Consider the following 12,800-nt stretch of genomic DNA (forward strand, 5'->3'; position numbering starts at 1 on the left):
ATGCATTCCATCGCATCCGTCCGGTCGTCGAGCGGCGCAGCCGACTATTTCGCGAGCGACAACTACTATACGCCCGAGGAGAACGCGGAAGCTGGGGTCTGGGGCGGCGAGGGTGCGCGCGCACTCGGACTTGAGGGTCAGGTCGAGCGGGATCAGTTCGAGGGCATCCTCAATGGGCGCCTGCCCGACGGCGAGATGGTGGGGCAGGTCGAAGGGCGACGCCTGGGTCTCGATCTCACCTTTTCAATGCCCAAGTCCGCTTCGATCCTGGCGCTTGTCAGCGGCGACAGGCGCATCCTCGATGCGCATCTAGCTGCCGTCAAATCGACCATGTCGCAGCTTGTCGAGAAGCAGTTCGCTGAGAGCCGCAACTACGAGCGCAGCCGCAGCGGTGAACCCCAGAAGACCGGCAATCTCGTCTATGCCCTGTTCGCCCATGATATGAGCCGCGCGCTCGACCCCCAGGGACACATACATGCCGTGGTCGCCAACCTGACCCGCGATCCCAAGGGGACGTGGAAGGCGCTGTGGAATGGCGAGATCTGGAAGAACAACACGACGATCGGCCAGTTCTACCATGCCGCCTTTCGTGCCCAATTGCAGAAGCTCGGCTACGAGACCGAGGCTGCTGGCAAGCACGGTTCGTTCGAGATCAAGGGCGTCCCCGCCGAAGTCATCAAGGCATTCTCGACCCGGGCCAACGAAATCGAGGCCAAGATTGCTGAAACCGGCGCCACCAGCCTTGCGACCAAGAAGCAGATCACGCTCTATACCCGCGATCCGAAACTGGCGCCCGAGGATCGCGGCGTGTTAGTCGAAGGCTGGCAGCAGCGCGCCGCCGCCCTTCAGTTCGACGGCAAGGATCTGGTGGCCGAAGCCAAGGCACGGGCTGATGTACAGGCCCGGCCCACGTTCCGCGAAACGGCCACAGCCGCATTCGGCGAAGTCGCCACCCGCATCAACGCGGCGCTGCGCACCCCGAGCCCGCTTGCAGTGAGCGGGGCGGCCGCCCTCTTCATGCCTGCCGAAACGATCAAGGCCCAGCACGCCACCGCGTCGGCCATCCGTCACCTTTCCGAGCGCGAAGCCGCTTTCTCGCCGCAGGAGATCCTGGCGAGCGCGCTCGGATTCCAGATCAAGGGACTCGAAGGGGGCGCAGTGGTTCAGCGGATCGGCGAACTCATCCGCGATGGCCACCTTATCCCCGGCAAATCGGACCGGCTCGACGGTCATTTCGACCTCGTGACCACGCCTGCCGCATTGGCGATGGAACAGAAGATCCTCGACACGATCGACCGGGGGCATGGCGAGGGCCGGGTATTCATGCCACCCGAGACGGCGATGGCCCGGCTGCAGGAGGCTGCGCGCGAACTTGGGCAGACCCGCGCCGGGGTCGATAGCTGGCAGCTCAACGAAGGCCAGTTGGCCGCGGGAGTGGCGATTCTCTCCGGAGGCGACAGATTCCTCAACATCCAGGGCGTCGCGGGTGCGGGCAAATCCACCTTGCTCGGCGCACTGGACAAGGTGCTGGACGCAGAAGGGATCAAGCTTGTCGGCCTTGCCTTCCAGAACAAGATGGTTGCCGACCTTCGCGGAGGCGGAGGCGGAGGCGGAGGCCAGGCCATTTCGGCCGAACAGATGCGCGAGGCGGGGATCGAGGCCTATACGATCGCCCGGTTCCTCAGCACCTATGCTTCAGCTGCGGCAGCCGGTTCCGGTGAACGGTTCGATGCGGCCAAGGCGGCCTTAGCCAATACCGTCATCATCACTGACGAGAGCTCCATGGTCTCCTCGCGTGATATGCTACGCCTGACCACGCTCGCCGAACAACTTGGCGTCGCCAAGGCGCCGTTCATGGGCGACCGCCAGCAATTGTCGGCGATCGAGCAAGGCAAGATGTTCGCGGTCTCGCAAGCTTCGGGCCAGGCGACCGTGCGGATGGACGAGAACATCCGGCAGAAGAACTCCCCGCTGCTTCTCGCTGTCGCCGGGCTCTCGAATGAGGGCCATGCCGGCCTCGCGCTCGACATTCTTGCCGCCCACGGCCGGGTCATCGAAGCGGGCCCCGACCACGTCGCCCGCGCCGCCGAGCTGTGGTTGTCGCTAAGCCCTCAGAAGCGCGAGGCGACCGCGATCTTCACCGCCGGGCGGGACGACCGCGCCGAGATCAACGCGCGGGTCCAGGCGGGGCTCCTGAAGGAGGGCACGCTCACCGGCGCCGGCGTTGCGCTTACGACGCTCCAAAGCGCGAACGCTACGCGCGAAGAACTGCGTTTTGCCTCGACCTACCGGGTCGGCCAGGTGCTCGAGGCGCGGATGGATGTGCGCGAGATTGGCCTCAGGCGCGGCGAGTATGAGGTCAGCGAGGTGCGCAAGGATGGCAAGGTCGTGCTCGAGCGCGATGGCAAACGGAAAGTCATCGATCCCGACCGGATCAACCCCGACCACCGCTTCGACCGGCTCGGGCTCTACGAGCAGAGGCAGATCAGGATCCACGACGGCGAGACCGTGTTCTGGCGCGACAAGGACGCAGGCCGCGACATTGCCAAATCGACCTATGCCACGGTGCTCGAGGCTCGCGCCGAAGGAATCCGTGTCGAACTGGCCGACAAGCGGCAACTGGTCCTCGCGCCCGGCGACCCGATGCTGCGCCGCCTTGACCTCGGTTATGCGCTCAATGCCCATATGGCGCAGGGGATGACCAAGCCGGAGGCGATCGAGGTGATCTCGTCTGCGCAGCGCAACCTCGCGACCCAGCGGACCCAGAACGTCCTCAATACGCGCGCGACCGACGACATGGTTGTCGTTACCAACAACCTCGATTCCCTTAAGCAGCAGCTTGACCGCACCCCCGGCAACAAGACGTCCGCGCTTGAAGTGACCGGCAAGGTCGAGGTCGAGCCGCGCCATTCCAATCCGATCGATAGTCGGCAGGTGCCGGAACTGAGAATGAGCCCTGAGCTCAAGGCCAAGCTCGATGCGGTGCTGGGGCCTGCGCCCCAAGGCCAGATGCGCCAACTCCCCGTCCCTGAAAAATCGCTGGGGCTCGACCTGTGAGGACGCGGTTCACCGTTTCGGCCGAGGCGGCAGCGCGCGTGTTCGACCGCGCGCATTCGACGTTGGTCTGGCTTGCGGTCCTGGTCGTCGTCCTGCCCGAGCCCGCGGTGCGGGGCCTGGCGATCGCAGCGATGGTCGCGGTGGCCTTGGCGGCGAGCGTCGTCGCCTGCCTTGCCAAAGGCAGCCCCCCTCACCCCCCAGCACCGCAATCTGGAGACTGATCATGGCCTATGAGCATGATGAAATCGGCGACTTCGCCAGCGAGCGCGATGCGCAGGACTGGGCCGAACGCAACAACATCGATCCCACCGATCTCCACTTCCGCGCCCGCGGAAAGCGGGGTGTCACCCTGAGCGTGCGCCGGTCGGCGCTCGGGGATTCTTCGAAAGCCGACCTCTCGTTCGGTCGCCGAACCGGCTTTTTCTAAAACCCAAGGAGTCTGAAGATGAAGCGATATCTCTGCCTGATAGGAGCCATGCTCGCCGCCGCGGCCACCCCTGCCCTGGCCTCGGAAGCTCGGCCCTCAGCGCCGACTGCCCCCGCTGCTGCCCAGCGAACTGCCGATCACCAGGCGATGTCCGAACAGGTCCGGCAGGGTCTCGTCCAGTTGCGCGAGACGCTCGAGGCCCGCAAGCGCGAAGCCAAGCAAAGGGCGACGGCCGCCCAGAATGAAGCCAACGGCCTATGCTCGGACTGTCCCGAGAAGGATGCCGAGGCCCATCACCATTCCGTCAGCGAAGAGCGCAAGGCCGACTGCCCTGAGTGCACCGACCGCGCGATCTACGCCTGATGGGGTGCGGCGCGGTTCGGGCCACCTCCCACCGGACCGCGCCGCTTTCCCGGCTGCAGCCTTGGCTGACCGTACTGCCGTCACTCTTGAACAAGGAGTTCGTTCGATGAATTCAGTTCCTTCGCGGCTATGCCGGGAGCCTGCCGTCGGTCTTATCGCTGGGGGGCAGTCCTACGATGCCGAGCTCACCATTGATCGCTGGCAACTCTGCTACTTTGCCGGGCCGGAAGGGATCAGCCTTGGCGTCGGCGGCAGGCTCGAGATTGGCAGAGCGAGTCCCCGCGTGGTCGAAGTATGGGAAATTCACCTTTGCAACGGGCACGCGACGCAGCGCTACTTCAACAAATTCCAGGATATTCCCCAAGGTGCAGTCGGTGCTATTGACCTGTCCGATGACCGGGGCGGCGCGATCGTCGTACGGCCAAGCGATCCGGTATTGATCTACGAGCTGCTCGAATTGCAGCGCACGCGGCAACTGTCGTTCCATCCTTTTCAGGAACTCAAGTTGCTGATGACGATCGCCGAGACCGATATTGACGACTTTCTCGCCGTCCATTCGATGCATTTCTACCTCTGATACCCGGAGTGCACTTAGACAGGAAGCTGTCGTTGGGATTGTCCCTCGTCTCCTGCTAGAGACTTCCTTGCTTGGAATCGCTCCCGGCAATGCCCCCATCACCTGCGAACCAGTCTTGCCTATGAACCGCCCTGCCCGCTTTACAGCCAACACGATCACCGGAACTCTTGAGGCCGGCGCTCGAGGGCCGATCATTCGCGACGCGGACGGCGTAGCATGGCGACTGCATTTTGGCGAAGAACCGGTGCCTGATCACCTTGACGGAAAGGTGAGTGTGCGCGGCAAAATCGTTCAGCCCGACAGGATCGAAGTCGAATTCTGGGCGCCGCTGGGAGGTGAGTGATGAATTTCAGTGCGCAAATTTTGGCCGTCCTCATCAGCTTATTGAACGCTCCGAGTTAAGCCGGGCATTACAACACTGAGGCGACCAGATTGCTTTCACGCAGTCAAACGTCATTTCGATACGAGCAGATACCTAACTCGCACCATTTCAGAGGCATTATTCGGCAAATTTAACCTGGTGAAATATTGACAGATTTCTCCAATTGAACAATCGTTTGCGTGACAATGGGCTTCGGGGGCGCCTAGATGCGAATGCAGCGACTTCTGATCGATCGAAGTACGCTTGACCTGATCGCCGCCGACGCCCAGGACTTCCTGAATGTGCTCAACGCATCCGGTCTTCATCAGGCTTCAGCAATGATGCTCGGCGTGTTGGAGCAGCTGCAATCCGACCGGGCAAACCTGCCGGAAGAGCGCGGAGACGCCGCGCAATCCTCCCAGCCTAGCTGAGATTGCCCGCCGGCACGCCGAACGGGATAACTCTGCCGTCCGCACCAGCTTCGCGGGTCCCCTGCCCAAAGACCCTGCCGTCCAGTTCAAAGGTCGGCGCGAACCGGACGATCGTCGCCACATCGGCTGCCTCCAGATCCGCCAGTGCCTCGATCGCGCCGAGCACGCTCTCGCGCGAGGAATAGATGTCTTCGCGCATCAACAGGCGCGCCATCGAGGCCGAACGTTCGCCAATGGCAGCCGCGATCTTCTGGTGCATCCGGAAAGACTGTTCGGCATCGTCGGCCCGCTGCGACCAGGCAATCCGGCGATGAAGCGCGTTGGGAAGCACCATGCGCGCCATATCGGGCATCAGCGTAATGCGGGACATGCGCATCACTTCAACATGGAAGCGAAGGTTCTCGAGCACCACGCGTTCAAGCGCCTCGGGATCACCGGGCGATGGTTTGCGGGCCTCCAATGCCAGCGCGCCCAGCAGCGATATTTCTGCGGCGGTTGCGCGTTCTGCCGCTCGGTATGCGGCGAGTCCCTCGAAATTGGCGCGCATCTCGAAGAGGTCCTCGATCTCTTCACGGCCCCAGGTGCGCACCGCAAAATCGCTCCGCCCCTGGCGGGTAAGGTAGCCTTCATGAGTGAGCGCATTGAGCACTTCAGCCACCGCGACCGGGCGGCAAGCATAAACGTCGGCCACGTCCGCCTTGGAAATCGCCTGCCCGGGCAAATAGCGCGCGGACAGGACCCCGAACCTGATTTCGAGGAACATGAGTTCAGAAAGAGACTGCGCTCTGGTCAACCGACCTCCCTTGTGGACGGGTTCTTGCCCGCCGCATCATTGCAGGCAATCTAGCACAAGATCGATTTGATTTCCGAATCCGGGTGGTTCGGATTATCCGGATTGCGTTGTCGGAGAGCAATTAGAGGCATCGGTGGCGAAACCAAAATTGCCAATCCTGCGAACGATTGCCTGCCCGGCGCAGGTTGTCTTCGCTTTGCTTCGAGAGCCGCGCAAGCGGCAGCGCTATGACAATCCCGACCACCTTCCTGGCTTTCAGGATCTTACTGAAGGCGATGCGCCGCGCTTTGCGCAAGAGCTCATCGATCTCGGCCTTGTTGGCCGCGATCACGGCCGCTTTACAATCGTCGACTGGACCATCGAGCGCATTGTCGAGCATCTGGCGCTTGCCGGATCTATCCAGGCCCTGGCTGCGGCTCAGGTGGCTGCACTGCATGGCAAGGTCGATTTTGCTTACCTTGAAGACATCAACGCGGCGCTCAAATCCTATGAAGCGCAGGCGGATAACCTGCTGCAAGGCGCCTTTCTCGATTACCAATGGCATCTCGAACTTGTCCGCCTCAGCGGCAACCGGGTGGCCCTTGCCACTTATGCCAAAGCAATCCCGCCTGCGGTCTGGATCGCCGGAGCGAACTACTTCCAGCTCGAAGAGGCGCGAAGCTCGCTGATCGAGCATGACCGCCTGGTCGCCTACATGAAGGCCGGGGATACCCTGCGTGCGCGGGACGCCGTGTCGTTTCATGTTGAGGAAGCAGTGATGCAAATTCGCCGCGCAGGGGCGGCGCGGATCGAGAGTTATCCGGGCACTTAGACCCAGGATTTCAGCGCATCGGCGCTGCGAGGGGAGATGGTGCGGACTGCACGCGGGGGCTCGATCTGTTCCTGGCACATGATTGAAAATTCAGTCCGATTGGGGTAATCATGGCCGGGGCGAGGAGACCCTCGATGGACCATGATCGTTACGGACTGGATGGAATGCCGCTCTCGTGTCGCGGCGCTGACTGCGATCCCGTCACGGGTATCGCTTTCCCACGGGTGCGCGGAAAAAGTAGCACCGGAATCCCGCATCTCAGGGTAATTCTCGCAGGTCTGATGCTCGCGTTCATTGGCTTCTTCGCATGGCAGACGCACCTGCTCGGCTGAAGGCTTAGGTTCGCCTCCGGGCGACATGCAGGTGATCACGTTCTGGTTTGTCGGGGAAACGCTCGAACTGGACAGCATAGCCCTCGCCCAGACGGTCTCGAACCTGCTTTGCCCAGCGCTCGCCCTGTTCATCCGAGATGTTGTTGCCTCTGAAGTCGAGCGCACGGTCGGCGTAGTGCGCCGATCCCGCCATATGCTGGGTGCTGTCGTTGCCCGAGGTGACTACCGGCGCCGGCAGACCAAGTGCGCGCGCCTCGTCCGCGACCACGCCCAGCGCAGGCACCAACTCACCATCCATACGGCCGAGCCGAGCGCCAGGTTTGACCGTCATGCCAAGATCGCGCGCATAGGCCGCCCCATCGACTGGGCCTTCGGGGATGGCGAGCAAGGTTCCTCCCTCAAGCGGTGACGGCGCGAGCCTATCGGCGCGCGCAACCTGCGGTAGTGCTGGCGCTTGTGGCATGCCCAGACCGGCGTTGGTGCCCAGCGAACCTGTGCCAGAGATGTCGGAGACGTCAGTCAGCTCGTTGATCCGGTGCGCCCTTAGGTCACCCATCAGGTCATCCATGATGTAGGTGATGGCCTGGTCACGGCGGGTGAGGTCGCGATAGTCGAGCCGTGGGTTCGAGATGTCCGGCAGGTGCCATTCGGGATGATCACGCTGCAGCGTCTCGTAGCGATCCTGGATGAGGTTCGACATGTCGCTCGAAATCTGGAAGCCATGGCTTTCGGCATAACTTGCCTCGGACATCATCCGAGTGCCGATCTCTCGATATCGGGCGGCGGCAGCACGGCGTTCTTCCGCTTCTGCAACTCGCCAGTCACTACCGTCTGTATTGGTCCGCGAATGGCTATGATCGGAATAATCCGAGCTCTGGCTGTAGGTTCCCGACGACTGGATATCGCCGCTCGAACCGCTGACGACCACCCGATCGCTGGTCTCTTCCGACTTGTCTGTGCCGCGTGTGGTCTGATTGGTGGCCGAACGTTCTGTGCCTGCCCGTGCGTCGTCGCCAACTTCCTTGCGGCCGAAAATCGAGCCTTGGAGGGTCGCCGATAGGCCGCTGCCAGCAATATCCTTGCCCGGAGTGCCCAGAGTTCCGGAGCCAGTCAGGCTTGCGGACGAACCGAAGGTCCGGCTCGCAAAGTCGCCAGAAGACCTCGAATTGCCTTCCCGCAGGATCAGATCGTTGTTGGTGACCTCTCGCGTCGAACTGCCCTTGGCCCCCTCAACCACCACGTTGCCACCGACATTGTGGGTGTCGGAAGCCCGCGAGCCGCTTTCGCGCCGCGCGCCAGAAACGTCACTGGTTGCGGTAACAGCGCTGCCGAACTGGCCCTTCGAACTGGTCCAGCTGGTCGAGGTGCCGTTCTCGATCTTGTCGGCTTCGCTGAGGTACCACTGCCCTTGCGACCTGAGGTCTGTCGCATAGCCGCGGGTCATGGTCGGCTTGAACGGCAGCTGCGACATTGCGCCATTGGTATCGATGACCGAATGGCCTGAGCCATATTCGTTGAACATGCGCCCGTCCGCCTCGCGGAAACCCGAATGCCCGGCACCTGACAGGAGGTTTGGCGCCATGTTCCACTGCGACATCTGCCGGTTTTCGGCGTTGAGATTGCCGTAACTGACATCGCCATAGGCGTAGTTGCCGGTAGTCCGCTCGAGCGCCGCGGCGTCCGAACCAGCCTGGACGGGGGCGAGCATCGAACCCAGGTTGTTCGCCACCGACATTGTTCCGCGCATGACCATCAGCGCCAGGACTGGAACCGACATCATCAGGAACCCCGCCATGGTGGCGACGTCCTGGTTCACCGCATCAATCCCCGCCCAGTTGGCAAGGCTCACGCTTCCCGCCGCAACCGCATTGGTCTGGCTCGCCAAGCGATCCATGATGAAGGAGTGAATGAGGACGTAGATCGGCCCCCAGGCCGAGAGATAGAAGAAGCCCGAGAAGTAGCCCTTCAATGTCGCAATCCCGCTGCGCGGGAACAGCAGCAGCGGGAAGACGATCGGAAAGAGCGCGTAGAAAACGACGGTAAGGACCACGCCGAGCACGGGAATCCAGATCAGGCCCTGCTCTGCCGCGGTCGTCATGGCGTTGCGCGTCTGGGTGTCCGCGCGTTGGAGCGCGAAGGAGTCGGCGTCGGCATTGCCGAAATCGAGCTGTGCAGCCTCGAAGGCATCGACCATGCTCTTCTGCTTGAAGAACTGGTTACGGGGCATCGCAGTGCCGGTGAGCAGCTGCGAAACGACCGGCACGTCGGCGGCAAGCTTCGCGTCAGCGGCGGCTTCGGTGAGCTTGGGATACATCGAGTGCGCGAATGGCAGCGCATAGGCGTTGATCTGCGCATCCCACTGGTTGTTGATCAACGTCCAAGCCTGAGCGCAAGTCTTGCCTTCGATATCGACCGTGCCCGCACCCGTATCGGTTAGATACTTCATGCCGCGGTTGGTCGCGGCATTGACCCCGAGTTCGGCCCAGAGATCGGGCGCTTCGCTCAGGAGCTTGAGGCTCTTGGTGCCCAGTAGAATGTCGTAATAGGCGCACTGCTTGAGGTAGCCATCGAGATTGGCCTTGAAGACGGGATCACGGATCTCGAAACCGCGCACCTTGTCCCACAACCGCGCACCATAGACGAAGCCCCCGGTCGAGTAGTTGAGCGCCGCGGGCATGACGAAGACCGTCTCGGCGGTGCGGGTCAGGTAATCGCTGACCTGGCTGGTGAACGAAGCCATCGCGGCAAGCCCGATCGGCACATTGGCAACGGTGGCGGGCGCGAGGCCCGGATTGACGCGGTCGGTGACCTTGACTGTCACGGTCGGGACCATCAGCACGAGGTAGATCAGCGTCGACTGGACGAACCAGCGAAACCACGCTCGCCAGTCGAGGTCCATGGCGGTGATGATGAGCGCGTAGATCAGCCCCATCACCATGCAGACGCGGATCAGCGACTTGAACCCGCCCGATCCGGTCCAGGCCGCGATCGCGTTGAAAGTGTTGACGAGGTAGTCGCCGCCCCCGACCGTGAAAACCTCGAGCATGGCCGAGGCGCTCCTACTGGACCTGGCTGCCGAGCGTTCGCGAGAAGCGAAGCGCGGCCGACATTTGCGGAGAGAGCTGGGTGCGGAGGGTTTTTTCCAGCATCTGGGTGCGCTGGATGAGCGCGAATGTCTGGTCGAAGCGCTGCGAAGTGCGCGCCGCGATCCCGAGGAAGTTGCGCCGGGTCTCGTAAAGACCTTCGCGCCATTCACGCAGGGAGTCCGCGTCGGCACCGTTGAAGTCCGAGCGCGCGTTAACGGCCATGTCGATGAACCGCATGGTCATGGTGGTGACGAGATCAACCGCGACGATTTCGGAGAGGTCGTTGATCTCCTGAGCTGAAATGCCAAATTCGGCTGCCGCGCTCACGGTGATGATCTTGTAGACCGGCACGCTCGCCATACCCAGAAGCTGGATCTCCGCCGGGGTCAGGGAGGCACCCGGATCACGCACTTTCAAGGCCATGCTCTCGATCAGCGTGCGCACCCGTGCCTTGATCGCAGCGTTAGGTCCGATGACCATGTCGGTTTCGCTGGGCGCCATGCACTTGGTCGTATCGCCGCCGCAACTCCAGTATCTGTGCGGTGCCTGCGAGGTGCCATCGAGCATGGCGCTGATGAGTGCGGGATCGGCGGGGCCGATGAACTGGACCCGCGGCTTACCGCCGTTGCCCGCAGGATCGTAGATCACGGTGCCGACCAGCGTCATCAGGAACTCGCGGAACTGTGTGTCGAACCCGCCGTACTTCTTGCCCAGTGCCTCCCAGGTGTAGTTGTTGGGCATCCCGGCCTGTTCCTTCATGTCCGGGTCGGAATTGGCGCCCTTCAGGGCTTCGCGCTGGCCGCCATTGTTGCATTGCTGGCGCGCGCGGGCCCAGTCGGAGACTGCGCCCTGGCTGTTGGCGATCGCCTCGCAGATGACCGAACTGGCCGTATCGCTCGTGGGCCAGAGCCCGCCGACCAAAGCCTGTGCGGTTTCGCACGAGGAGATGTTCATCTGGTTCATCTGCTGAACCTTCTGGGCAAGCTCATCCATGACCTTGCCGATTTCGGGCGAGATTGTGTCGATGGCGAGCTTGAAGGCGAAGCCGAGTGCGTTGTTTGCGGTGGCCTTGAGCATCGCGACCAGCTCGGCAGTATTGATGAACGAGAAGGACCCGGCGAACAGGTCGATGCCCCCGCACCCGGCCCGCGCATGCGGCAACTGGATGTTGAAAGGCTGGATGTTCTTCTGGGGAAACCGCGACCACACCGAACCCATCGAATAGTAACCGGCCGACTGGCCCTGGTAGGCGCTGGGGCCGGTGACGTTGGCCTGGACTCCCATGTCGGACATGAAGCTCTGCATCTCGCCTTCGACACCGGCTGAGGCAGGACTGGGCGAGGCAAGCAGCACGGCGGCTCCGAGCACGGCGCCAAGCGCGCGCCGAGAGACCTGCTGGAGGCGGACCGTGATTTGGCGCGCGCGCATCAGTAGTCGCTCCCAGGCTTGACCTGCGTCAGCTGAAAGACGCGGTCCATGATTTCATCCTGGCTGAGGATCCCGTAGCCGATCGGCATCGGCTGCTTGGTGACGGAATCGAACAGGACCAGTGCGGGCACCTGACGGTCGGTGCCGAGCCCCAGCTTCTCGTATTGGCCGCTGTCGACCATGTATCCGGGGAAGGTCGCCGAAGGCCCGCCGTCGGTCGAGACCGCGAGTACCGCGAGGCCGTATTTGTCCGAGACCGCTTTGAGGATCGGCGAGAAAATATCGCAGGCCCCGCAGCTCGAGGCGAAGAAGTAGAACACCCCGTATCGCTGCGAGAGGCTGGCCATGACGCGGTCGCGATCGGACTTGCGCTCATCGATCCACGCGCGCTTGCCGAGCGTCGAGACCGGGCGTTGCAGCGTGTAGTCGAGTCCCGGGTCCTGCCACAGAGCGCGCTGCCAGACGTCCGCAAACATCGAGGATCGGTCGAGTTGCTCGCGCTGGTAGCGGACGTAAGCGGTGACGTTCTCCGGGCTCGGCTCGAGGATTGCGCGCGCCTTGAGTTCCTCGAGCTCGGTTCCGATCGCGGCCAGACGCTCGCGCGCCGGCGGCTGCGCGGGTGCAGCCTTGCGCGGATCCTCTTTGGGCTTCTCGCAGTAGAACCAGGTGCCGAGCTTGCGCTCCTTGCAGTAGAGGGCGTCCTCGGACTGCTGGACCTCAACACCGTCACCGTTCGATGCACGCAGCGGGGCGGTTCCGGCAAGGGCCAGGCTGGAAGCAGCAAGCAGGGCAATGCATTGGCGGTGGTTCATGATCCGCTCCTCTCGAATTCCTTGATCAGTGACATGAAGACAGCGACATCGAGCAGCCGGCGGCCGCCATCGAGCATGCGCACGAGCGCGCTGTAGAAGCCGCGCAATGCTTCGGTTCCGGCTTCGCTCAGCGTGTAGGTCCCGGCCTCCAGGCGCGCCCAACCCCTTGCTGCAATGGCCTTGAGCTGGCCGTTCAGCATGCGGCAGCGCACCGGCTTGTCGAGCCAGGTAGAGACCTCGCCCGCGATCTCGCGCGCCGTCAGGCTGCCGCGGCGTGCGAGCGCCATGCCGATGCAGAATTCGAGCACGGTCATGTCGGCTG

Annotated in this window: 14 protein-coding genes; 9 read left to right on the forward strand and 5 right to left on the reverse strand. The window is 62.8% G+C overall.

Translation table 11 applies throughout. The annotated features are described in order from the left end of the window. The 7 genes from mobF (at nt 1) to HGI47_RS14755 (ending at nt 5,216) form a co-directional block, all read left to right on the forward strand. Nucleotides 1–3,057, forward strand: a complete 3,057-nt coding sequence (mobF, locus tag HGI47_RS14725) for a MobF family relaxase (protein WP_168853528.1) — start codon at nt 1–3, stop codon at nt 3,055–3,057. Next, nucleotides 3,054–3,278, forward strand: a complete 225-nt coding sequence (locus HGI47_RS14730; RefSeq protein ID WP_168853529.1) for a hypothetical protein — start codon at nt 3,054–3,056, stop codon at nt 3,276–3,278. Before mobF ends, HGI47_RS14730 begins: the two co-directional genes overlap by 4 nt. A 2-nt stretch (nt 3,279–3,280) precedes the next feature. Continuing rightward, nucleotides 3,281–3,484 carry a hypothetical protein gene (locus HGI47_RS14735; RefSeq protein WP_168853530.1) on the forward strand — a complete coding sequence of 68 codons (204 nt, stop codon included), beginning with the start codon at nt 3,281–3,283 and terminating at the stop codon, nt 3,482–3,484. Nucleotides 3,485–3,502: 18 nt separating this feature from the next. Next, on the forward strand, nt 3,503–3,847 hold the full coding sequence (locus tag HGI47_RS14740; protein ID WP_168853531.1) for a hypothetical protein: 345 nt from the start codon (nt 3,503–3,505) through the stop codon (nt 3,845–3,847). Between the two features lie 106 nt (nt 3,848–3,953). Continuing rightward, nucleotides 3,954–4,424, forward strand: coding sequence for a hypothetical protein (locus HGI47_RS14745; protein ID WP_168853532.1), 471 nt, complete (start codon nt 3,954–3,956; stop codon nt 4,422–4,424). A gap of 121 nt (nt 4,425–4,545) precedes the next feature. Next, nucleotides 4,546–4,767, forward strand: a complete 222-nt coding sequence (locus HGI47_RS14750; protein WP_168853533.1) for a DUF5818 domain-containing protein — start codon at nt 4,546–4,548, stop codon at nt 4,765–4,767. A gap of 251 nt (nt 4,768–5,018) precedes the next feature. After that, on the forward strand, nt 5,019–5,216 hold the full coding sequence (locus HGI47_RS14755) for a hypothetical protein (RefSeq protein ID WP_168853534.1): 198 nt from the start codon (nt 5,019–5,021) through the stop codon (nt 5,214–5,216). Here the strand turns inward: HGI47_RS14755 and HGI47_RS14760 are convergent. Continuing rightward, nucleotides 5,209–5,979 carry a GntR family transcriptional regulator gene (locus tag HGI47_RS14760; RefSeq protein WP_168853535.1) on the reverse strand — a complete coding sequence of 257 codons (771 nt, stop codon included), beginning with the start codon at nt 5,977–5,979 and terminating at the stop codon, nt 5,209–5,211. The two genes, HGI47_RS14755 and HGI47_RS14760, sit on opposite strands and share 8 nt — an antisense overlap. A gap of 163 nt (nt 5,980–6,142) precedes the next feature. Here HGI47_RS14760 and HGI47_RS14765 point away from each other — a divergent pair, with 163 nt between their 5' ends. Next, nucleotides 6,143–6,820 carry an FCD domain-containing protein gene (locus tag HGI47_RS14765; protein ID WP_370521735.1) on the forward strand — a complete coding sequence of 226 codons (678 nt, stop codon included), beginning with the start codon at nt 6,143–6,145 and terminating at the stop codon, nt 6,818–6,820. A gap of 134 nt (nt 6,821–6,954) precedes the next feature. Then, nucleotides 6,955–7,152 (forward strand): hypothetical protein, encoded by a 198-nt coding sequence (locus tag HGI47_RS14770; protein ID WP_240950205.1) that lies wholly within the window; start codon nt 6,955–6,957, stop codon nt 7,150–7,152. A 4-nt stretch (nt 7,153–7,156) separates the two neighbouring features. Here the strand turns inward: HGI47_RS14770 and HGI47_RS14775 are convergent, their stop codons facing one another. Genes HGI47_RS14775 through HGI47_RS14790 form a run of 4 tightly spaced genes read right to left on the reverse strand, consistent with a single transcriptional unit; the run spans nt 7,157 to nt 12,792 of the window. Further along, nucleotides 7,157–10,198: a conjugal transfer protein TraG N-terminal domain-containing protein gene (locus tag HGI47_RS14775; protein WP_168853537.1), complete on the reverse strand. Its 3,042-nt coding sequence runs from the start codon at nt 10,196–10,198 to the stop codon at nt 7,157–7,159. A 13-nt stretch (nt 10,199–10,211) separates the two neighbouring features. Then, complete coding sequence (locus HGI47_RS14780; protein ID WP_168853538.1) at nt 10,212–11,666, reverse strand: conjugal transfer protein TraH; 1,455 nt, start codon at nt 11,664–11,666, stop codon at nt 10,212–10,214. Then, on the reverse strand, nt 11,666–12,478 hold the full coding sequence (locus HGI47_RS14785; RefSeq protein WP_168853539.1) for a thioredoxin family protein: 813 nt from the start codon (nt 12,476–12,478) through the stop codon (nt 11,666–11,668). The genes HGI47_RS14780 and HGI47_RS14785 overlap by 1 nt, the downstream gene beginning before the upstream one ends. Beyond that, entirely contained in the window at nt 12,475–12,792 is a 318-nt protein-coding gene (locus HGI47_RS14790; RefSeq protein WP_206066216.1) for a hypothetical protein, read from the reverse strand. Before HGI47_RS14790 ends, HGI47_RS14785 begins: the two co-directional genes overlap by 4 nt. Between the last annotated feature and the right edge of the window lie 8 nt (nt 12,793–12,800).

This window comes from Novosphingobium sp. ERN07, assembly GCF_012641335.1.
GTDB lineage: Bacteria > Pseudomonadota > Alphaproteobacteria > Sphingomonadales > Sphingomonadaceae > Novosphingobium.